This is a genomic window from Streptomyces sp. I05A-00742 (genome assembly GCF_013055795.1).
Lineage (GTDB): Bacteria > Actinomycetota > Actinomycetes > Streptomycetales > Streptomycetaceae > Streptomyces.
This window is the reverse complement of the sequence record NZ_JABETO010000003.1, coordinates 1-21,048: the sequence shown is the minus strand read 5'-3', so window position 1 is coordinate 21,048 and position 21,048 is coordinate 1. Positions and strand designations below refer to the sequence as shown.

Genomic DNA, 21,048 nt, shown 5'->3' with positions numbered 1-21,048 from the left:
GTCAACGGTGCGCACTGTATTCTCTCGGGATGGGAGGGCCTGGTGTGTTGACATTGCCTGATGCGTTAACTGCCCTGTACGCGGGCGGAGTAGAGCCGACGGAAGTCCTGGGGGCATTCCGTCGCACGACGGTCGTCGTACCGCTCGACGGGCGTGGCGGATTGTGGACGGTCCCGCACGGGGGCGTGTGGTGGATCCACGCCTTCTGTGACGAGGCCTCGTTGGCCCGGTTCGCGGCGGCGCGGGCGAAGGAGCCGCCCGGGGTGGTGCACCCCGACGGAGCCGCGTGGGACTACGTGACGACCTGGGGTGCCCGGTTGCTGGACGTGGTGATCCCAGAGGTCGGAGAGCCGGCCGGAGTGGCTTTGGACGTGGGCGGCAGCAGGCCGTTCTTCCTGCCGCCGTTGGCGGGTGTCGTACCCGAGACGGCAGTGGTGACCACCGGAGGGGGAACGCGGTGAACGGTGCGGATCTGGAGGCGGACCGCGAAGCACTGGGACAGATAGCCCAGGGGCTCACGGCCGCCCTCGGCGAGTTGAAGGAACTCGGGATGATCGGGGAATCGGCGGCGGGCCGCGGATTCTCCGACATCGGGCTGACCGGAATGGAGACGGGCCACGACGGCCTCGCGGATGCGCTGAAGTCCTTCTGCGAACGCTGGGAGTGGGGTGTGCGGTCTCTCGTTCACGACGGGAACCAGTTCGCCCGCCGGGTGGGTCTGGCCGCCGGCAGCTATTACGAGAACGACCAGTACATCAAGGGGACGTTGAAGGTCGGGATCGCCGCGCTGGGTGCCGACCCGACGCTCTCCGACGAGCAGGTCGAGAAGATGTCGATGAACGAGATCGCCGATCATGGGAACTTCGCCCACGTGGACTACAGCGGAAAGTCCTTCGAGGATTCCTTCGACCACTCGCTGCGTACCGGCGTGGCCCTGGCCGAGGACACCGTTGAATCCCACCGGGACGAGGTGGGCGTCATGAAGCGCGTCTACGGCGTGGGTGAGCGCTGATGAGCTTTCTGGGGGACATCGGACACGGCCTCAAGAAGGGCGTGGACAAGGTCGGTGACAAGGCCGAGGGGCTCTGGGACGAAGGCAAGAAGCAGGTAGGCAAAGGCGTCAGATTCGTTTCCCACGAGGTTGGTGACGGCCTCGACGCGGTGGGCCTGCACGGCCTGGCCGACGACATGGACGACTTCGGTGACAACTTCGCCTCCCGCATGGGCGCGCACGTCAATGAGCAGCAGCTCGGGCAGACGGAGGAGGCCAACGAGCTCGTTCACGGCAAACCGGGGGAGATCCGCTCCTCGGCGTCCCATTTGACGGACTTCGCGGCGGCCTTCGGACGGGTCCGTGACGGCATGGCGCGACTGGACTCCGAGCACTGGAAGGGGAAGGGTGCGGATGCCTTCCGTGCGAAATTCGCCATGCACCCCTCGCAGTGGGCCCACGCGGCGAAGGCGTGCGAGGACGCGGCCAAGGCCCTGACCCGGTACGAGGAGACGGTCACCTGGGCCCAGGGCAAGGCGAAGGATGCCATCACCCTTTACAAGGAAGGCAAGCGGGAGCAGAAAGAGGCGTTCGACGCCTACAAGGCTCAGACGGAAGCCTTCAACCAGGCCGCCAAGGAATACAACGCGAAACTCGACGACGGAAAGGACCCGGGCCCCCGTCCGACGCCACCCGGCTCCTGCCCCAACGCCGGCGCGGACAAGATGCGGCACGCTCAGGAGATACTGACCAACGCCCGCACGCAGCGCAACAGCGCGGCGGAGGCGGCGGCGACGGCGGTCAAGGGTGCCCTGGCCCACGCCCCGAAGAAGCCCGCGTTCACCGACCGCATGGAGATGAACCTCGACGACTTCTCGACGGCATCCACCACCGAACTCACCCACTTCGCGGGCGGAGTGACCAAAGGTGCCGCGGACACGGTGAAGTTCGTCCGGACGGTGCTGCCCCTCGACCCGTACAACGTCACGCATCCGGCGCAATACCTCAACCACATGACCGATCTGGGCGCCGGAATCCTGACCCTGGCCAACCACCCCGACCGGATACCCTCGACCCTCCTGGGCACCGGCTGGGGCAAGGACCCGTCCGAGGCGGCCGGGCGGCTGGGCTTCGACGCCCTGACCGCGATGGCCAGCGGCGGCACCGGTCTCGGCGGAGTGGCGGCGCGGCGCGCGGCGGTGAACGCGGCCCGGCACGGTCTGGAGGACGCGGGCGCCCAAGGGCTCAAAAGGCTGGGGAAGGACGCCGAACGAGAGGCGGGTGCGGCACGCAAGCAGGCCGAGGCCGATCCGCACAACACCAAGAAGGCGGACGGCGAGCGCGACTGCGGCGGTACCGACCCGATCGACCTGGCCTCGGGGCATATGTTCCTCGCCCAGACGGACGTCGGTCTCCCCGGTGCCCTCCCGCTGACCTTCACCCGAAGGGTGGGGTCCGGCTACCGGGCGGGCCACTGGCTGGGACCCTCCTGGGCCGGCACGGTCGACCAGCGGCTGGAAATCGACGCCAAGGGCGTGGTGTTCGTCCGCGACGACGGCGCGATCCTCTCCTACCCGCACCCCGCTCCCGGCGTCCCCACCCTCCCGTCGCACGGGCCCCGCTGGCCACTGGAACCGACGGAAGAGGGCGGCTACACGGTCACGGACCGCCTCGGTGACCGGACGTGGCACTTCTCCGCCCCGATCCCGTGCGGCGACCGGCACGACATCGCCCTGCTGGACCAGATCACCGACCGCAACGGCCACTGGATCACCTTCGATTACACGGAGGAGGGCGTTCCGACCGCCATCACGCACCATGCCGGTTACCGCGTGCGCGTCACGACGGACGGTGGCCGGGTCACCGCCCTGCACCTGGGCGAAGTGGAGCTGATGCGCTACGGCTACACGGACGGCAACCTGACGGAGGTCGTGAACTCCTCCGGCCTGCCCCTCCGCTTCACCTACGACGACCGCCGCCGGCCCACGTCGTGGACGGACCGCAACGGACGTTCCTACCGGTACGAGTACGACGACCGGGACCGCTGCGTGTACGAGTCCGGCGAGGCGGGCCACCTGCGCTGCACCCTGGAGTACGGCGAGCCCGATCCGGAGACCGGACTGCGCGTCACCACTCTCACGAGCGCCTTGGGCCACACCAGCCGTTATGTCTTCGACGCGCGCTCGCAACTCGTCGCCGAGACGGACGCCACGGGCGCCACGACGCTCTACGCCTGGGACGGCCGCGACCGTCTGGTCTCGCGCACGGACCCGCTCGGTCACACCACGGCGTTCTCCTACGACGACGCGGGGAACCTGCTGTCGGTCGTCCGGCCGGACGGCAGCCGAAGCAGCGCGGCGTACAACACCCTCGGCCAACCCGAGGCGATCACCGAACCGGACGGCGCGATCTGGCGGCAGTCGTACGACACGGCGGGCAACCGCCTCTCGCTGACCGACCCCTCCGGCGCCACGACGCACTACACCTACGACGACGCCGGACACCTGGCGACGGTCACCGACGCCCTCGGGAACGTCACCCGGCTGCGGTGCGACGCGGCGGGCCTCCTGTCGGAGGTGACGGATCCCCTCGGGGGAACGTCACACTACGAGCGGGACGCCTTGGGCCGTACCGTCGCCATCACGGACCCCATGGGCGCCACCACTCGTCTCGCCTGGACGACCGAGGGCCTGCTCGCCCGACGCACCGCACCGGACGGGGCGGAGGAACGCTGGACGTACGACGGCGAGGGCAACTGCGTCACTCACACCGACGCCCTGGGCGGCGTGACGCACAACGAGTACACCTACTTCGACCTCCTGACCGCCCGCACCACACCGGACGGCGTCCGCCACGCCTTCACCCACGACACCGAACTCAGGCTCCGGACCGTCACCAACCCCCAGGGCCTGACGTGGTCCTACGCCTACGACCCGGCCGGGCGCCTGACCTCGGAGACGGACTTCGACGGCCGCACGCTCACGTACACACATGACGCGGCGGGGCGACTGACCGAGCGGACGAACGGCCTCGGGGAGACCATCGGCTACCACTACGACCCCCTGGGCCGGATCACCCGGAAGGACGTCGCGGGCAACGTCACCACCTACGCCCACGACGCGGCGGGCCGCCTCCTGGAGGCAGCCGGCCCGGACGTGACGCTCGTCCACTCCCGCGACCGCCTCGGCAGGGTCAAATCCGAGACCGTCAACGGCCGGACCCTGGCGTACACCTACGACAAGCTCGGCCGGCGCACCCGTCGGGTGACGCCGGCTGGCGCGGTCACGACCTGGACGTACGACGCGGCGGGCCGGCGCACCAAGCTGACCGCCTCCGGCCACACCTTCGAGATGGAGCACGACGCGGCCGGCCGCGAAGTCGCCCGCCACTTCGGCCAGGGGCTCACCCTCACCCACGACTGGGACACGGCCGGCCGCCTCACCGCCCAGACACTCACGTCCGCTCCCGGCACCGATCCCCTCCAGCGCCGCGCCTTCACCTACCGCCCGGACGGCTGCCTCACCGGCATCGCCGACTCGACGACGGGGACCCGCACCTTCGACCTGGACGCGGCGGGCCGTGTCACCGCCGTCCACGCCCAAGGCTGGACCGAGCGCTACGCCTACGACGACGCGGGCAACCAGACACAGGCCTCCTGGCCCCCGGAACACCCAGGCACGGAGGCGCGAGGGGCTCGTACCTACACGGGCACGCGCATCGTCCGCGCGGGACGGATCCGCTACGAACACGACGCCCAAGGCCGCGTCGTCCTGCGCCAGAAGACCCGCCTGTCGCGGAAGCCGGAGACCTGGCGGTACTCCTGGGACGCGGAGGACCGCCTGACCGCGGTCGTCACCCCGGACGGGGTCACGTGGCGCTACCTCTACGACCCCTTCGGCCGCCGCATCGCCAAACAGCGCCTCACGCCGGCGGGCGACATTGCGGAACACGTCCACTTCACCTGGGACGGCCCCACCCTCGCCGAGCAGACCACCACCTCCACGGCCCTCCCCAACCCCGTCACCCTCACCTGGGACCACGACGGCCTGCATCCTGTGGCCCAGACCGAACGCATCTCGGCGTCCGACGCTCCGCAACGCGACATCGACCGGCGCTTCTTCGCGATCGTCACGGACCTGGTCGGCACGCCGACGGAACTGGTCGACGAGGTGGGGGCGACGGCATGGCGCTCGCGCGCCACGTTGTGGGGGACGACCACGTGGCCCACACAGAGCACGACATACACGCCGCTTCGTTTTCCAGGGCAATACTTCGATCCGGAAACAGGCCTGCACTATAACTTCCGACGGCACTACGACCCGGAGACGGCTCGATACGTCACTGCCGACCCGCTGGGCTTGAGCCCAGGGCCGAATCCGCTTACTTACGTACAGAATCCGCACACATGGGCAGACCCGCTGGGCCTGATGTCCTGCGAGAAGGGTGAGAAGAAAGGATTTTTGAGACGCTTGTTTGGTTCTCGGGATAGGCCGCCCACCCCCGAGGAAATCGATTCAAGGATGCGGGCCGAGAGGGTTCCGGTAAGGTTGGAAGACCTGGAAGGTGTCGGCTTGCCGGATCTCGGTGATGCCGAGAAAATGAGAATGCTGCACAGTAAGACAGACGAGCAATTGCTTGAAGCTATAAATGACCCCGATGAATTGGGGTCCATTATTACCGTATCGGATGGTCAGGTAATCCAGGGGAATCATCGAATATCCGAGGCGTTGTCTCGAATGGATAATCCTCGCACTCCAGGGATCACCCGGGAGACGGTAATTCTTATGCTGGGCGATCTTCCGCTGGGATGAGTCGAGTGAAGTCTGATATGTATGGGCGTTTTTCACGCATGGTCATGTCGCCCTCGGGGTGGCCTGTGCCGGCTGGTCTCAGGTACTCGTCGGCAAGAAGGATGCATGAGATGGTGGGGGTTGCCCGCAGGGGCGGATTCAGTAGAAAGGGCCCTGAGATCGAGGACTGCCACTCAGGATTCCTCGTTGTCCCCTATCATCCGGAGCCCTCGCCGCAGCCCTCGTGGATGTGCCTTGTTTTTGCCCTTCCGGACACGGAGTCGAGATGGGATCCGGCTAGCGGGAACTTCGGGGGGCCGTACAAGTTGGATATCCGGGTTCGAGATTTTCGGAGACTGCCTCGAGCCGGACGCAGGATGCGGGACGCTTTCTTCCCCTACCTGGCGTGGCAGGTGTATCGGGCTAATCGGTGATCCGTGGAAATTCGGGCACGATGATGCGGTTGACTCCGGCTTGGTCCGATCTATGGAGCCCGGACCAAGCCGGGGCGACTGGCCTCCCGTAGCCGCCCCGATGTGCCGAAGTGCCTGTCCCTGTTAGGGGGCTACCGCTTCGACTCCGCGTAGTTCAGCAAAAACAGCGCCTCCGTCAGCGTCATCCGCTCCAGTTCCTCCGGCGAGACGCTCTCGTTCACCGCGTGGATCTGGGCCTGCGGCTCGCTGAGGCCGATCAGGAGGATCTCGGTGTCGGGGTAGAGCGCGGCGAGGGTGTTGCAGAGGGGGATGGAGCCGCCCATGCCGGCGGTCTGCATCTCCTCGCCGGGGTGGGCGACGCGCATGGCGTCGGCCATGGACACGTACGCGGGGCTGGTGGTGTCGGCGTTGAACGCCTCGCCCTGGCCGACGACTTCGGTCGTCACGCGGGCGTTCCACGGCACCGCCTTCTCCAGGTGCGCGGCGAGCAGCTTCGTCGTCTCGCCCGCGTTCACGCCCGGCGGCACCCGCAGGCTGATCAGGGCGGCGGCGCTCGCGTGGACGGAGGGGGTGGCGCCGACGACGGGCGGGCAGTCGATGCCGAGGACGGTGACGGCGGGGCGGGCCCAGAGGCGGTCGGCGACGGTGCCGGAGCCGATGAGGCCGACGCCGTCGAGGACCTTGGCGTCGGAGCGGAAGTCGTCCTCGGGGTACTGGAGGCCGTCCCAGGTGCCGTGCGGCTCGAGGCCGTCGATGACGGTCGTGCCGTCGGGCGCGCGGAGCGAGTCGAGGGCGCGGATGAGTGCGGCGAGCGCGTCGGGGGCGGCGCCGCCGAACATGCCGGAGTGCAGGTTGCCCTCCAGGGTGTTCACCTCGACGCGCATCAGCATCATGCCGCGCAGCGTGGCGGTCACGGTCGGCAGGCCGAGGCGGAAGTTGCCGGCGTCACCGATGACGATGGCGTCGGCGGCGAGCAGCTCCGGGTGCGCCTCGGCGTACCGCTGGAGACCGCCGGTGCCCTGCTCCTCCGAGCCCTCGACGATCACCTTCACGCCGACCGGCACCTCGCCGTGCGCCTTGAGGGCGCGCAGGGCCGACAGGTGCATGATGAAGCCGCCCTTGCAGTCGGCCGCGCCGCGGCCGTACCAGCGGCCGTCCCGCTCGGTCAGCTCGAACGGCGGGGACAGCCACGCGTCCTCGTCCAGCGGCGGCTGCACGTCGTAGTGCGCGTACAGCAGCACCGTGGGGGCGCCGGCCGGGCCGGGCAGATAGCCGTAGACGGACTGCGTACCGTCCGGCGTGTCCAGTACGGCGACGTCCTGGAAACCCTCGCCCCGCAGCGCGCCGGCCACCCACTCCGCCGCCGCCTCGCACTCGCTCTTCGGGAACTGCGCCTCGTCCGCCACCGACCGGAAGGCGACCAGTTCGGCCAGCTCGGTCCGGGCGCGGGGCTGGAGGGAGGCGACGGTCGCGGCGAGGGCGGCGGAGTCGGGCCGGTGGGCCGGGGAGGTGTCCATGGAACGCTCCTTGGAGGCACAACGTTGTGGTGTACGTACGGGCGATGACGCCGTCGATCCTTTCATGGCGTCCCACGGCGCTCCGGGCGGGCCACCGCGGCTTCCCGGCGGCGGGTGGGCCCACGGCCTGGCCGTAGGATGCGGGCGGTGCGGCCGGAGGTGCCGGCGGCGGCGGACGAGCGGGAGCGGAAGCACAGGTGAGCAGCGACAACACAGCCCGGGAAACGGGCCGCGACGTGCCGGGGGACGGCGAGCCGGTGTGGGACGTCGTCGTGGTGGGCGCCGGTCCCGCCGGAGCCTCGGCGGCGCACGCCGCGGCCGGCGCGGGACGCCGCGTCCTGCTGCTGGAGAAGGCCGAACTGCCGCGTTACAAGACGTGCGGCGGCGGCATCATCGGCCCGTCCCGCGACGCGCTCCCGCCGGGCTTCGAACTGCCGCTGCGCGACCGGGTGCACGCCGTCACGTTCTCCCTCAACGGCAGGCTGACGCGCACCCGCCGGTCCAAGAAGATGCTCTTCGGCCTCATCAACCGGCCGGAGTTCGATGCCGGCCTGGTCGAGGCCGCGAAGGCCGCCGGCGCCGAGGTGCGCACCGGCATGACGGTGGCCCGCGTCGAGCAGCACGGCCCGGCGGTGCCCGACCGGCGTACGGTCGCCGTCGTGCTCGGGGACGGCACGACGGTCCTGGCGCGCGCGGTCGTCGGCGCGGACGGCAGCGCCGGCCGTATAGGAGCACACGTCGGGGTGAAGCTGGACCAGGTCGATCTCGGCCTGGAGGCCGAGATCCCGGTCCCGGCGCCGGTCGCCGAGGACTGGGCGGGCCGGGTGCTCATCGACTGGGGCCCGCTGCCCGGCAGTTACGGCTGGGTGTTCCCCAAGGGCGACACCCTCACCGTCGGGGTGATCAGCGCCCGCGGCGAGGGCGCCGCGACCAAGCGCTACCTGGAGGACTTCATCGCCCGCCTCGGGCTGGCCGGGTTCGAGCCCAGCATCTCCTCCGGCCACCTGACCCGCTGCCGGTCCGACGACTCGCCGCTCTCCCGTGGCCGGGTCATCGTCTGCGGCGACGCGGCCGGACTGCTGGAGCCCTGGACCCGCGAGGGCATCTCGTTCGCGCTGCGCTCCGGACGGCTGGCGGGGGAGTGGGCCGTGCGCATCGCCGAGGCGCAGGACGCGGTGGACGCCCGTCGCCAGGCCCTCAACTACGCGTTCGCCATCAAGGCCGGGCTCGGGGTCGAGATGGGCGTGGGCCGCCGGATCCTCGCCCTGTACACCCGCAAGCCGGGGGCGTTCCACGCCGCCGTCACCGGCTTCGGGCCGGCCTGGCGGGCCTTCGCCCGGGTCACCCGGGGGACGACCACGCTCGCCGAGATCGTACGGACCCACCCGGTGGCACGGCGGTTGGTCGCCGCGGCGGACCGGATTCCGGCCGGGCGGGCCTGACGGGAGCGGTGCCGATGGGGGGCGGTGCCGGTGGGGGGGTGTTCCGGGCGTCTCTCCGGGCCTCTCCCCGCACGGTGAACGTGCCGCAGACAACCCGTGACACGCGGGCTAAGGTGTGCGCGTACGCGGCCGGCCGACCCCCTGGGGAGCTCCTCGATGGCGCGCAGACTCCGCCCTGTGGGCGCTGATTTCGCCGGTGCGACGGGTTCCGCCGGGAGCGCGCCGCTGCGGCTGACCTTCGTCTCCCGGACGGCGGCGGAGCCCGCGCGGGTCTACCGCGCCCTGGCCGAGGACGTGACCGCGTGGCCCCGCTGGTACCGCGTCGTGACGCTGGCGCGGCCGCTCGACGGCACGGGGCGCCGCCGCCGGGAGATCCGGCTGATGGGCGGGGCCCGGTTCGAGGAGACGGTGATGGCCGCCGACGCGCCGGAGCGGTACGCCTACCGGGTCGACGCCACCAACGTGCCAGGGCTGCGGGCCGTGTTGGAGGACTGGCGGCTCGCGCCCGCCGGGAGCGGCACCCTCGTCCGGTGGACCCTGGCGCTGGACGCCCCGCTGCCGCTCCGTTGCCTCGTTCTCCTCGGGCGGCCCGTCATGCGCCGGACATTCCGCGACGCCGTGCGCGCCCTGGACCGGCACCTGGCCGCCGACGGCGCCACGGGCGCGGCGGGCGCGCCGGGTGACGGCGGACCGGACGACGGCGCGCCGGGGCGGGCCGCCGCCCGGGGGTGACAGCGGGGGCCTCCGGCGGTTCGCTTTTCGCGCCTCCGGTGATTCGTCGCACGGAACGGGGGCGGGGTCCCGTTCCGGCGCGCCGGAGCCTCCCCGGGGCGGTGAGCCGTTCGTGCCGCTCGGCAGGCCGTCGCGGTCCGTCACCCGTCGCTCCGGTGCGGACGCCACCGGATCCCTGCGATCGTACGATCGCAACGGCCCCTGGTGCAGGGGGCCGGGCCGCGGGCAGACTGCGCAGCAGACACCCATTCGGCCGGAGAGGCGGTGCGCCGTGGCGGGACCGGAGTTCAAGGCGACAGGGGTACGGATCGAGAAGTCTCTCCGCTCGCTCACCCGGGCCGGTCAGGTGAAGATCCACAACGGTCGCCTGGAGCTTCTGACCAGCTACGGAGTGGAGATCGACAGCGCGCCCGTGGACGCGGTCCAGGCCAGGAAGCCGTGGTTCGCCGCCCGCGACCGGGCCCGGGCCACGCTCAACGGCAACCGCTACCTGCTCGACCTCGGGGAGTCCGGACAGGACCCCGAGGCGGTCGTCCGCCGCTTCCTGGAGGCGGTGGAGGCCGCGCGCGGTGACGCTCCGGAGTGAGCGCGCGGCGGGGGCGCCACGGGTGCACAACGGGGGCGCACGAGTTGCGCGCGCGACGGCGAAGGCCGACCCTTGAGGCGTACCTGCATCACTGAGGGTCATCGACGGTCGCGTTCCGGATCGGTGTCCGCCGTGCGGTCCGGCCCCGTGCTGCCGGACCGGAACGGACGCGTACCGCGACACGTATCTGCATCAGGCTAGCCCTACTTCTTCAGGGAGTCGCAGCCGTGATCAGCCGAGTGAACAAGCACTGCACCGTCGAGCTCCAAGCCCTGCCGCAGCGGATCCGACAGGTGCGCAGAATCGTATCTGCGCAGTTGCGCTACTGGCATCTCGATCCGCTCATCGACCCGGCCGCGCTCGGTGTGACCGAGCTCCTCACCAACGTCCACCAGCACGCGGAACCGGACAAGCGCTGCACGGTCGAGATCGCCCTCATGCTCGACCGGCTCACCGTCTCGGTGCGGGACCACGACCCCCGGCTGCCCCGCGTCGGCGCTCCGGACGAGACCAGCACCCATGGGCGCGGCCTCGCCCTGGTCGCGGCGCTCAGCGCCAGCTGGGGCGTGCAGCAGCGCCACGACGGCGGGAAGGCGGTCTGGTTCACCCTGCTCGTACCCGCCTCCGCCCCCGCCCCGGACCCCTGGCGGGACCGCGGCGCCGAACCGGCGGTGGCCTTCGAGCGGCCGACGTCCACGCTCACCTCCCTCGGCGGCGCCGCCTTCGCGGAACCGGCGGCGGTGCTGCGGCCGGCGGGAGCGGGGGCCGTCCCGGCGGTGGCACGGGAGCGGTCGCCGGCGTAGGCCGGCGGGGGTGGCATGGCACGGTGCTCGTCAGATTCCGGCCTTTCCATTTCTGGGGCTGAACAGTGAAGCCGATCGGCGGACTCAAAGCCTGTAGGGTCGCTATATTGACGCTATGGCGACAACGACGATTCAAGTCTCCCGGGCAACGCGCGACCGCCTCGCCGAGCTGGCGAAGGAACAAGGGTTGAGTATCGGCCAGTTGGTGGAGCGGCTGGCCGATCAGCAGCCGACTGCTGCTCAGCGCGCCGAGCGGCTGGCGGCCGACCGGGAGGTCATCCGCAGTCTGTTCGGCGTCAACATCAGTGACGAGGAGTTCGAAGAGGCTCCCGATGTTCTCGGCAACATCTACAAGATCGCCGCCGAGAAGGTCCGGGCTGCCACGCGGGGTAATGCGGCGTGATCATCCTCGACACGGGCGCCGTAGTGGCGCTCGCCCGGGGCCACAAGGCGTTGCACCTGCTCGCGGGCAACGTGGCCAAATCGCGGGGAGACCGGCTGATCGTTCCCGCCACCTGCCTGATGCAAGCGGAGTCGGCCGACGACATCTCCCGTCATGTCCTTGCCCTGTCCTCCGTTGCCGTCGACAGCCTCGACGCGATCGCGGCGATCACCGTGGGGGTGATGGTCCGCGACGGCTACGGCGGTCCGGACATCTGCCACGCTCTCTACTGCGCCATGCCGCGAGCGGAATTCGCGGGCATGTCCATCCTGCTGACCGACCGGGAGGAGGCGTATCCCCCCGGCGTGATCACCGTGGATATCGACTCGCCCGGGATGCTCGGCTTCATGTGAAAGACCGGGGCGGGGGCCGCGCCGGCCGGGCGCGCCCGCACCTCAGCCCAGCACCCCCAACGGATCGTCCAGCACCGGCTGCCACGCCGCCTCCGCCGCGCCGATGAGGCTGTTGTGGTCGAGGGTGGAGGGGAGGATGGGCACGCTGCCGCTGCGGCCCCAGAGGCTGCGGTCGGCGACGACGGCGCGGAGGCGGTCGGGGTCGGCGGCGAGGAGTTCGCGGTGGAGGCCGCCCAGGACGATGCGGTCGGGGTTGAGGATGTTGACGAGGCCGGCGAGGCCCAGGCCGAGGCGGTCGGCGATCAGTTCGGTGGCGCCGCGGACGGACGGGTCGTCGTACGCGGTCCGGATCAGCTCCGTCGCCTGGTGCAGCAGGGAGCCGGCGGGGCCCGGTTCGCGGCCGGCGGCGGTGAGGAAGGCCGCCGGGTCGGCCTCGACGTCGAGGCAGCCGCGGCTGCCGCAGTGGCAGGGCAGTCCGGCCGGGTTGACCGTCAGGTGGCCGACCTCCAGGGCCAGCCCCGAACTGCCGCTGTGCAGGCGGCCGTCGAGCACCAGCGCGCCGCCGACGCCGCGGTGGCCGGTGGCCACGCACAGCAGGTGCCGGGCGCCGCGGCCCGCGCCGTGGCGGTGCTCGGCGAGGGCGGCGAGGTTGACGTCGTTGCCGGCCATGCCGGTGACGGGCAGGCCCCCGGGGCCGAGGACGCCCGCCTTGGCCAGGGCATCGGTGAACAGCGCGCGGACCGGCGCGCCGGCGGGCCACAGGAGGTGGAGCGGGTTGAGGGCGGTGCCCTCCGGCTCGGCCACCGCGGACGGTACGGCGAGGCCCGCGCCGAGGCAGCGCTGGCCGGTCTCGCGCAGCAGCCCGGCACCGGCCTCGACGACGGCGTCGATGATGTGGGCGGGGTCGGCGGGGACCGTCATACAGCCGGGTGCGGTGGCGACCATCCGGCCGCCGAGGCCGACGAGCGCGGCCCGGAAGCCGTCCGCGTGGATCTGCGCGGCCAGTACCACGGGCCCGTCGGGTGCGACGGACAGCCGGTGCGAGGGACGGCCCTGCGACCCGGCGGTCGCCGTCGGACGGGCGTCCACCCGGATCAGGCCGAGCGCCTCCAGCTCCGCGGCGACGGCACCGGCGGTCGCCCGGGTCACGCCGAGTTCGGCGGTGAGCACGGCGCGCGTGGGGGCTCGCCCGGTGTGGACGAGCTCCAGGGCGGGGCCGAGGGCGGCGCGGCCGCGCTCCAAACGTGTTGTCCGAGTCTGGGTCACACCCCTATTCTGACTTTGTGCCGACGCTAAACAAAATACGGACGGCCCTTCGGGGGGAACAGCGTGTCACCCCGCCCGATCCGTCGCTCCGCCGCCTCCGTACCGCACTCACCGTCTTCTTCGCCCTCGACGGCTTCCTCTTCGCCGGCTGGGTGGTCCGCATCCCGTCGATCAAGGAGCGCACCGGCGCCTCCGCCGGTGCGCTCGGCCTCGCCCTGCTGGGCGTCTCGGCGGGGGCCGTCGCCGTGATGATGCTGACCGGACGCCTGTGCCGGCGCTTCGGCAGCCACCCCGTCACCGTCGTCACGGCGGCCGTGATGTGCCTCGGCATCGCCCTGCCGCCCTTCGCCCACTCGGCGCTCGCCCTCGGCCTCGTCCTGCTCGTCTTCGGCGCCGCCTACGGAGGCATCAACGTCGCCATGAACAGCGCGGCCGTCGACCTCGTCGCGGCGCTGCGCAGGCCGGTGATGCCCAGCTTCCACGCCGCCTACAGCGTCGGCGGGATGCTCGGCGCGGGGCTCGGCGGCCTCGTCGCCGGGCAGCTGCCCGTCACCGGGCACCTTCTTCTGCTCGCCGTTGTCGGCCTGGTCGTCACCGCCGTCGCCGGGCGCGCCCTGCTCTCCCACCCGGCGCCCCGGCCGCCGGAGGCCGCCCGGAGCGCCGCGCCGGCCGGCCCGAAGCCGCCCGTGCGCGGGCGCGGCCTGGTCGTCGTCCTCGGCCTGATCGCCCTGTGCTCCTCCTACGGCGAGGGGGCGCTCGCCGACTGGGGCGCCCTCCACCTCCAGCAGGACGTCGGCGTCGGCGTGGGCACCGCCGCGGTGGGCTACTCAATCTTCGCGCTCGCGATGACCGCGGGCCGGCTGTCCGGCACCGCCCTGCTCGAACGCCTCGGCCGGACCCGGACCCTCGTCCTCGGCGGGGCGACCGCCGCCGCGGGCATGCTGCTCGCCTCCCTGGCCCCGGCCCTGTGGGCGGTGCTCGTCGGCTTCGCCCTGACCGGCCTGGGGCTCGCCAACATCTTCCCCGTCGCCATCGGCCGCGCCGGAGAGCTCACCGGGCCCGGCGGGGTCGCCGCCGCGTCCACCTTCGGCTACGGCGGCATGCTCCTCGGCCCGCCCGCCATCGGCCTCCTCGCCGACCGGTTCTCCCTCCCCGCCGCGCTGACCACCGTCGCGGCGCTCGCCGCCATGGCGGCCCTCATCGCGGGAGTGACCGGGGGCGGGGCGCGGACCGCGCGGGGTGCGCGGGGAGTTACGGAGGCGGGCTGAGGGGGCTCCGGTCTCACCGCCTGTAGGCGGCTGTCGCCGCCAGGGCTCACCCCTTTCCCGGTGACACAGCCTTCGAGGGCCCGGCCGGGGCTGCCCGGGGCCGGCACTCTGCGATGTTCGTTTCCTGGCGGTCCTGGCAGGGGTCATGGCGGAGCCGTCGGGGGCCCGGGCCTCGTCACCGCACCATCGGACAGGCTGAACGCACGTTCGGTGGCGGCGCGGTCGGCAACCCCGCTGCCCGGGATCCGGCTTGGGCTCCGCGGCCGGCCGGTGCGTCGGGACCACGGCCGGTCCTCCGCGCTGCCATCCCACGCCGCGCGGCTTCCACCCTGCCGCCCGTGGCACGGGGTCGCGAGGGCGCTGCGCCGGGACCTCGGGCCGGGGCCCTCCGCACCGTCACCTCGCGCCGCCCGTCCGCCGTCGCATGGCGCCGTGAGGGCGCGGACGGCCTTCCCAGCGCTCCTCACACCACCGCCACCGCTCCCACCCCACCGCGCCGACACGGCGCGAGCGGTCAGCGCGGCGCCGGAGCGACGAAGACGTACCAGACCGTTCCGTCCGGCGTGCGGACCGTGCGGGGTGCCCAGGACCGGGCGTACGGCGGCGGATGGGGGCTGTGGCCCGCCGCGGCCACGTGCCGGGTCCGGGTGGCCCGGTGCAGTGCCTCTTCGGTGATGGAGGCGTTGTTGCCGCTCAGGGCCTCGGAGGCGCAGCCCGCGTGGAACGCCAGGGGCACCACTTCCGGCCCCACCAGCGTGCACGGCGGGCGCAGCCCCACCCCGTGCAGCCACCGCGCGGCCTGTCCGGTGGCCGCGCGCAGCTCCCGCTGGTCGGCGGTCCTGCGCTGGAGCACCAGGTACTGCGAGAGCAGGTGCGCGGCGATCCCCGCCGCGAGCAGCACGGCCAGGACCGGACGGCGGCGGCCGGACGCGGCCGTGCACAGCCCGGCGAGGAAGCAGGCGGCGGGCAGGGCGAGCAGGGCGTAGGCGGGCAGGAGGAAACGTGGCGCGGCGTAGCCCACGAGGAACAGGTACTGCGCCGCAACGACGGCCGCACAGGCGGCGGGCAGGGCGACGGCGGTCATCGGCACCGTGCGCGGGCTCAGCGGGCTCGACGGGCTCGGCGGGCGGCCCAGCCGGCCCGTCCGCGCCGTACGCACGCCCCCGCGCCGCGCCATGACCAGCGCGGCGACCGTGACGACCGGGGTGGCGAGCCACCACAGGGCGAGCGGACCGTGGGTCCACTCGATGTCGCACGGGCGGCACAGCAAAGGCCCGTTGAGGGCCTTCAGGTGCATGCCGACGGCGTTCGTCCAGACCATGCCGCCCTGGACGGCGCTGCCCTGCCGGAGCCGCGCCCAGGGCCCGCCGAACTCCGTGTACGCCTCCACGAGCCAGGGCAGCAGCCCCACGGCCAGACCGGCCGCGACGGCGGCCGCCGGCCGAACGCCGCGCCGCAGGGCGGGCAGGACCGCGGCCACGAGCAGGACACCGGCCAGGAGCACGGCGTCCGGGGGCCGGAACAGCGCGGTGCACGCGACGGACACGGCGAGGGCCGGCAGTGCCCGTCCCCGGCCGCCGCCCTCGGCCGCGACCAGGAACCAGCCGACGGCCGCGGTCGTCCCGTAGGCCACATAGAGGTTGGGCATCACCTCGTTGGCGTAGAACCCGACGATCCACAGGCCCGCGAACAGCCCGGCGGCCAGCGCGGCACGCGCCTCGCCGAGCAGGCGGCGCCACGGCCAGTAGGCCGCTGCCAGACCGGCCGTGGCGGCGAGGAGCATCCAGGCCCGCAGGACGACGGTGGAGCCGCTCAGCAGGACCGCCGGCGCGGCCAGCCAGCTGATGCCGCGTGCCCGGGGGGCGCTGAAGTAGGCGGCGGGGACGCGGGGGCTGACCTGGCTGGCGTAGACGGCCTCGTCCCAGCCGAGGGGAAGCCACAGCGGCACCACGGCCGGCTGGAGCACCCCGAACACCACGGCCACCCAGAGCACCGGGGCGGTCGACCGGCAGCGGCTGCGGAGCAGCTCCGGCAGACCGGGCGCGAGGGCGCGGGGCAGAGCCACGGGGCTTCCTCCTGGGAAGGCCGGGAGCCGCACGGCCCGCACGGCCCGGACGGTGTGCCGCCGACAGCGATGACGGCAGCACGGTTCCAGTGTGAAGGGAGGAGCGGAACGAGCAAGGTGGGACGCCCGGATGGCGCCATTCGGCGGAGGGACGGTCCCGGGAGGAGGTCAGAGGAGCGCGGCCCGCCCGTGCGTCGTCTCCGCCCAGGGCCGTCGTCCCCGTCTCCCCGACGCCGTGACAGGCTGGGACGGGTCAGGGGCGCGGCAAAAGGGCGGGAGGACGACGGAGACCATGGGGCGACCCGGATGGCTCTGTGCCGGGCTGCGGTGGAGCGCGGCGGGACCCGCGCTGTCCTGGCTGCACCCGGAGCGCGGCGACCGTCCGTCCCCGCTGCCGCCCGGGCGGCAGCTCGCCTTCACCACCGGCGGCCGGCGGCACTGCACCGGCGTCCGCCGCGCCGGCCGGTACACGCCCTGCCCGACCGCCGCCGGGACCGCGGCAGGGGCCGTCTCCGCGCAGTGCGCCGACTGCGCCCGGCTGGACCGCTCCCGCTCCGTCGCCGCCGACACGATGGCCGACGACCCGCGCCCGTACGACGTCTACCTCGCCTGGTTCGCCCCGGGCCTGGTCAAGGCCGGAATCACGGCCACCGAGCGGCAGGGCGTCCGGCTCCTCGAACAGGCCGCCCTCTCCCACGCGTTGCTCGGCCGCGGGCCGTTGATGGCCGCCCGCCGGACGGAGGCCGTCCTGGGCGCCGCGCTCGGCATCCCCGACCGCTTCCCCTACGCCGCCAAACGCGCCGCCCGCCACCCGCTGCCCCCGCCCGACGGCCGGGCGGCCGAACTCGCGGCGCTCCACGCGCGCGCCCGCACCCTGCCCGGCCTGCCGGACTCGCTGGACGTCCGCCCCTTCGCGCCCGTACACCACGACGCCGCCTTCCACCTGGACCGCATCGGCCCCGGCCACGGCGTCGTCGACCTCTCGCCCGGACGCACCGTCGCCGGACGGGTGCTCGCCGTCGCCGGGCCCGACGTCTACCTGGAGACGACGGACGGCCGTCCGGTGCTCGTGGACGCGCGGCGGCTGGCGGGCTGGGAACTGGAACCGGCACCGGCCGGCGCACGGACGACCGCCGAGGTGCGGCCGGCCGAACGGGACGAACCGGCCGGTCCCGAGGCGCTGTTCTGACGCGGGGCGGACACGCCGCTCTGTCCGCTGCCGCACAATCGACGTCCATGCGAGACACGAAGCCGTCGGAGCGCCCGGAGCCGACTGAGCACTTCATCTTCGACGACAGTCGAACGATCGTGCTGGAGTACGGATTTCAGTGGGACCCCGTACCCGGCCGGCAGCCGATCGAGCGAGAGCGACCGACCGCTCACCATGCGGTCCGAGCGCTGGCCGAGCTGTGCGCGGGACTCATCAGACCCGTGACACTCGATATGACCAGAACATGGGTGGACGTCGAGTACGGCTGGAGCGAGGGCAGGCCACCGCGATGGAACTGGTTCCTGAGAACGCCGCAGGCGCCGTCCCCCGACTGCTCGATGTATGTGGATCCACAGCTCATGGATGTGGCGGCGCTGGACGAGCGGTCGATGCCCGGCGCTGTCGACCGCGTACTGGACGAGCCGTGCGAGGCACCGGAGGGCAAGCGCCCGGCCTGGGTGGAGATACGCGTACGCCACACCTGGGCCAGGCTGCCCGAACCCGACCGGCATCTCGGGAACGACGAACTGCGCATTGACGACTACGACAACAAGGCGCGCCGTGTCTCCGTCCCCTTCGAATGTGCCGACGGTCGCGTGTGGGTGACCGCCCCGGGGATCGGCGTGTGGTGTCCGTTCCTGCTGAGGGTCGGCAAGTCACCCGGCACGGTGGATTCCGACGGCCCCTCCGACGGCCCGGAGTACGACGAGTTCATCGAGCTGACGATCGACGTCAACTGGTCGTTCTGGTGGGTCCCAGGGGAAGGCCGGGCCATGCTGGACCGGGCGGTGGACCGCCTCCTCCGGCAGGGGTGGCGCAAGACGTTCCCGTAGCCCGGAACCGGCCCACTGCCGAAGCCGCGGCCTCAGTCGAAGTACACGACCAGCCGGACGCCCTCGTCGCCGAACCGCCCGGCGAGTGCCTTCATGACGGCGAACACATGCTCCCAGCCGGTTCCCGGGCCCACGGCGTCCCGGCGGGTGAAGCTCTCGTAGGTCAGCCGTGTGGAGCCCAGCCGCCATTCGCCGAACGGGGTGTCGGCGGGGCTCCGCGGGGACGGCGGAGCGCCCAGCTTCTCCACGGCACCGGACGGCCAGTGGTCGGTGATCCAGTAACGGATTTCGAGCGCCGGGGAACGGTCGTGGCGCAGCAGGAGGACGCCCCGGACGCCCGGGGGAGCGGCGTCCAGGTCGGCCCGGTCCAGTTCACCCCAGGTCACCCAGGTCGGACTGTGCACCACGGGGTCGGTACCGACGGCCTTGTCGAACTCCTCCTTCATCTCGGACGACACGTCCGGGGGCAGCCCCCTGCGGGCGGCGACCGGGTCCCAGCCGATGTCGTCGCGGACACCGAAGAGAGAGGCGAAGGACGCGTAGTCCCGGCCGAAGTACAGCGGGGACAGGTCCATGGCACGCTGCCAGGCCGGCCATTCGTACCAGTCCTCGTCGGCGCACGGGTCGCGGACCTCGATGCCGCCGTAGATGTCGGTGCCCATGGAACGCAGGGTAGAGGCGCCGCCGAGGCGCTGACCATTCGATTCCGCGCCCGTGGCGGACGGAAGGTAACCTCACCGCCTCACTTGTCGAGAGGTTGGCCCGACGCCGTGCACACCGTCCGTTTCGAACTCGTCCACGCGGGCTCCGCCCGCGGCCGTCTGCGGAAGCGGGCCACGCACACATGGACCGGTACCGTGCCCGGGTCCGGGACGGTCGAACTGGTCTGCCCGGCGGAGGAGGACCTCACCCGGGACACCCTCACCGCCTGGGTGTCGGGAGAGACGATCGCACCCATGAGCTTCACCGGCGTCGACTTCCGTGACCGGCCCCGCCTCGCCCGGACGACGCTGACCGCCGACGGGTGGACGGCCCGGGTCGAACGCCGTCATTTCGCGGTCGCGGCCGGCCGGCGCGCCCTGCGGATCGAGATCGCCGGGCGCTCCTACCGGTACCGGTCGCTCGGTGGCCGGCTCCGCCACGAACTGCGGCGCGAGGGGGCCGTCGTCGCGATGACGCGCTCGGCGGAGCGGCACCCGCGGCGCATCACGGGCACCGGGGACGGCGCCTGCGACGGGCTGGACCTCGGGCTGGCGGTCCTGCTGGAGGGCGTCTACACCCGCAACCTCACCTTCGGCGGCGCGCTGTACTCCTGGCCCGGACGTTTCCTGAGCCGAGTGGACGTCCCGGACTTCTGACACCGCACGTCCCCGGCGGTCCCGCCCGCTCGCAGGAGTGCCCTACGGCAGCGCCGGCAGATCCTCCGCGTACAGCAGCGTCAGATCGTCCGTGCTGGGGTGCGTCAGCTGTGCCACCCGCCCCGCGTGCCGCTCGACCATCGCCTCGAACGTCTGGCGCGCCGTACGGCCGTTGCCGAACGCCGGGCCGCGCGGTACGGACCGGAAGTAGTGGAGCAGCGCCTCGGCGGCGCCGTCCCCGATCCGGTACTCGTGCTCCTCCGCCTGCTGCTCGACGATCCGCAGCAGTTCCTCGGGCGCGTAGTCGCCGAAGGTGATCGTCCGTGAGAAGCGGGACGCCACACCGGGGTTGACGGTCAGGAAGCGCTCCATCTCCGCGGTGTAGCCGGCGACGATCACCACCACCGCCTCCCGGTGGTCCTCCATCAGCTTCACCAGCGTGTCGATGGCCTCCCGGCCGAAGTCCCGGCCCGAGTCCTCGGGGGCCAGCGCGTACGCCTCGTCGATGAAGAGCACACCGCCGCGGGCCCGTTCGAACGCCTCCTGGGTGCGGATGGCCGTGGAGCCGATGTGCTCGCCCACCAGGTCCACCCGGGAGACCTCGACCAGGTGGCCGCGCTCCAGGACGCCCAGCGAGGCCAGGATCTCGCCGTACAGCCGGGCCACCGTCGTCTTGCCGGTGCCGGGGGAGCCGGTGAAGACCAGGTGCCGGCGGACCGAGGCGGCCTTCAGCCCGGCCCGCTGCCGGCGGCGGCCGACCTCGATCATGTCCGTGAGCGCCCGGACCTCGCGCTTCACGCTCTCCAGGCCGACCAGCGCGTCGAGTTCGCCGAGCACGTCCGCCGGCGGGCGTGCCGTGTCGGAGGCGGCCGGCGCCGGACGGGCGGCCGGTACGGGCGCGGGGGCCGGGGCCGGGGCGGCGGGGGGTGGTGCCGCCGGGGCCGGCGGGACCGCCGCC

At 72.5% G+C, this 21,048-nt stretch carries 18 protein-coding genes; 13 read left to right on the top strand and 5 right to left on the bottom strand.

Features of this window, described 5'->3' with window-relative positions:
* Positions 1–47 precede the first annotated feature (47 nt).
* The 3 genes from HN013_RS03525 to HN013_RS03515 are packed head-to-tail and all read left to right on the top strand — an operon-like array spanning position 48 to position 5,802.
* Positions 48–461, top strand: a complete 414-nt coding sequence (locus tag HN013_RS03525) for an SseB family protein (protein WP_249374704.1) — start codon at positions 48–50, stop codon at positions 459–461.
* On the top strand, positions 458–1,012 hold the full coding sequence (locus tag HN013_RS03520) for a hypothetical protein (RefSeq protein WP_171162843.1): 555 nt from the start codon (positions 458–460) through the stop codon (positions 1,010–1,012). Before HN013_RS03525 ends, HN013_RS03520 begins: the two co-directional genes overlap by 4 nt.
* The gene (locus HN013_RS03515) at positions 1,012–5,802 is read left to right on the top strand and encodes a putative T7SS-secreted protein (protein ID WP_249374703.1); all 4,791 of its coding nucleotides are present in this window, start codon (positions 1,012–1,014) and stop codon (positions 5,800–5,802) included. The genes HN013_RS03520 and HN013_RS03515 overlap by 1 nt, the downstream gene beginning before the upstream one ends.
* A 544-nt stretch (positions 5,803–6,346) precedes the next feature.
* On the opposite strand, the gene HN013_RS03510 is transcribed toward HN013_RS03515, so the two are convergent.
* Positions 6,347–7,732, bottom strand: coding sequence for a dipeptidase (locus HN013_RS03510; protein WP_171162841.1), 1,386 nt, complete (start codon positions 7,730–7,732; stop codon positions 6,347–6,349).
* A gap of 197 nt (positions 7,733–7,929) precedes the next feature.
* Here HN013_RS03510 and HN013_RS03505 point away from each other — a divergent pair, with 197 nt between their 5' ends.
* From HN013_RS03505 to HN013_RS03480, 6 genes are all read left to right on the top strand, one after another.
* Positions 7,930–9,174 (top strand): geranylgeranyl reductase family protein, encoded by a 1,245-nt coding sequence (locus HN013_RS03505; RefSeq protein ID WP_171162839.1) that lies wholly within the window; start codon positions 7,930–7,932, stop codon positions 9,172–9,174.
* Positions 9,175–9,330: 156 nt separating this feature from the next.
* The gene (locus HN013_RS03500) at positions 9,331–9,906 is read left to right on the top strand and encodes an SRPBCC family protein (protein ID WP_171162837.1); all 576 of its coding nucleotides are present in this window, start codon (positions 9,331–9,333) and stop codon (positions 9,904–9,906) included.
* Positions 9,907–10,177: 271 nt separating this feature from the next.
* Positions 10,178–10,492: a hypothetical protein gene (locus tag HN013_RS03495; protein WP_171162836.1), complete on the top strand. Its 315-nt coding sequence runs from the start codon at positions 10,178–10,180 to the stop codon at positions 10,490–10,492.
* A gap of 227 nt (positions 10,493–10,719) precedes the next feature.
* On the top strand, positions 10,720–11,295 hold the full coding sequence (locus HN013_RS03490) for an ATP-binding protein (protein WP_171162834.1): 576 nt from the start codon (positions 10,720–10,722) through the stop codon (positions 11,293–11,295).
* A 115-nt stretch (positions 11,296–11,410) separates the two neighbouring features.
* Complete coding sequence (locus HN013_RS03485; RefSeq protein ID WP_171162832.1) at positions 11,411–11,698, top strand: hypothetical protein; 288 nt, start codon at positions 11,411–11,413, stop codon at positions 11,696–11,698.
* On the top strand, positions 11,695–12,090 hold the full coding sequence (locus HN013_RS03480; RefSeq protein ID WP_171162830.1) for a hypothetical protein: 396 nt from the start codon (positions 11,695–11,697) through the stop codon (positions 12,088–12,090). The genes HN013_RS03485 and HN013_RS03480 overlap by 4 nt, the downstream gene beginning before the upstream one ends.
* Positions 12,091–12,132: 42 nt before the next feature.
* Here HN013_RS03480 and HN013_RS03475 read toward each other — a convergent pair whose 3' ends face one another.
* Positions 12,133–13,356, bottom strand: coding sequence for an ROK family protein (locus HN013_RS03475; protein WP_171162829.1), 1,224 nt, complete (start codon positions 13,354–13,356; stop codon positions 12,133–12,135).
* A 17-nt stretch (positions 13,357–13,373) separates the two neighbouring features.
* Here HN013_RS03475 and HN013_RS03470 point away from each other — a divergent pair, with 17 nt between their 5' ends.
* Positions 13,374–14,624 carry an MFS transporter gene (locus HN013_RS03470; protein ID WP_171162827.1) on the top strand — a complete coding sequence of 417 codons (1,251 nt, stop codon included), beginning with the start codon at positions 13,374–13,376 and terminating at the stop codon, positions 14,622–14,624.
* 514 nt (positions 14,625–15,138) lie between these two features.
* Here the strand turns inward: HN013_RS03470 and HN013_RS03465 are convergent.
* Positions 15,139–16,689, bottom strand: a complete 1,551-nt coding sequence (locus tag HN013_RS03465) for a hypothetical protein (RefSeq protein ID WP_171162825.1) — start codon at positions 16,687–16,689, stop codon at positions 15,139–15,141.
* Positions 16,690–16,981: 292 nt separating this feature from the next.
* Between HN013_RS03465 and HN013_RS03460 the strand changes: the two genes are divergently transcribed.
* A complete protein-coding gene (locus tag HN013_RS03460; protein ID WP_171162823.1) occupies positions 16,982–17,878 on the top strand; it encodes a DUF2797 domain-containing protein in 897 nt (298 codons plus the stop codon).
* A 47-nt stretch (positions 17,879–17,925) separates the two neighbouring features.
* Positions 17,926–18,732 (top strand): hypothetical protein, encoded by an 807-nt coding sequence (locus HN013_RS03455; RefSeq protein ID WP_171162821.1) that lies wholly within the window; start codon positions 17,926–17,928, stop codon positions 18,730–18,732.
* A 32-nt stretch (positions 18,733–18,764) separates the two neighbouring features.
* Here the strand turns inward: HN013_RS03455 and HN013_RS03450 are convergent, their stop codons facing one another.
* The gene (locus tag HN013_RS03450; RefSeq protein ID WP_171162818.1) at positions 18,765–19,394 is read right to left on the bottom strand and encodes a hypothetical protein; all 630 of its coding nucleotides are present in this window, start codon (positions 19,392–19,394) and stop codon (positions 18,765–18,767) included.
* Between the two features lie 108 nt (positions 19,395–19,502).
* On the opposite strand from HN013_RS03450, the gene HN013_RS03445 reads away from it, so the two are divergent.
* Positions 19,503–20,090 (top strand): hypothetical protein, encoded by a 588-nt coding sequence (locus HN013_RS03445; protein WP_171162816.1) that lies wholly within the window; start codon positions 19,503–19,505, stop codon positions 20,088–20,090.
* 42 nt (positions 20,091–20,132) lie between these two features.
* Here HN013_RS03445 and HN013_RS03440 read toward each other — a convergent pair.
* On the bottom strand, positions 20,133–21,048 hold a 916-nt coding region (locus tag HN013_RS03440), incomplete at its 5' end, for an AAA family ATPase (RefSeq protein ID WP_171162814.1).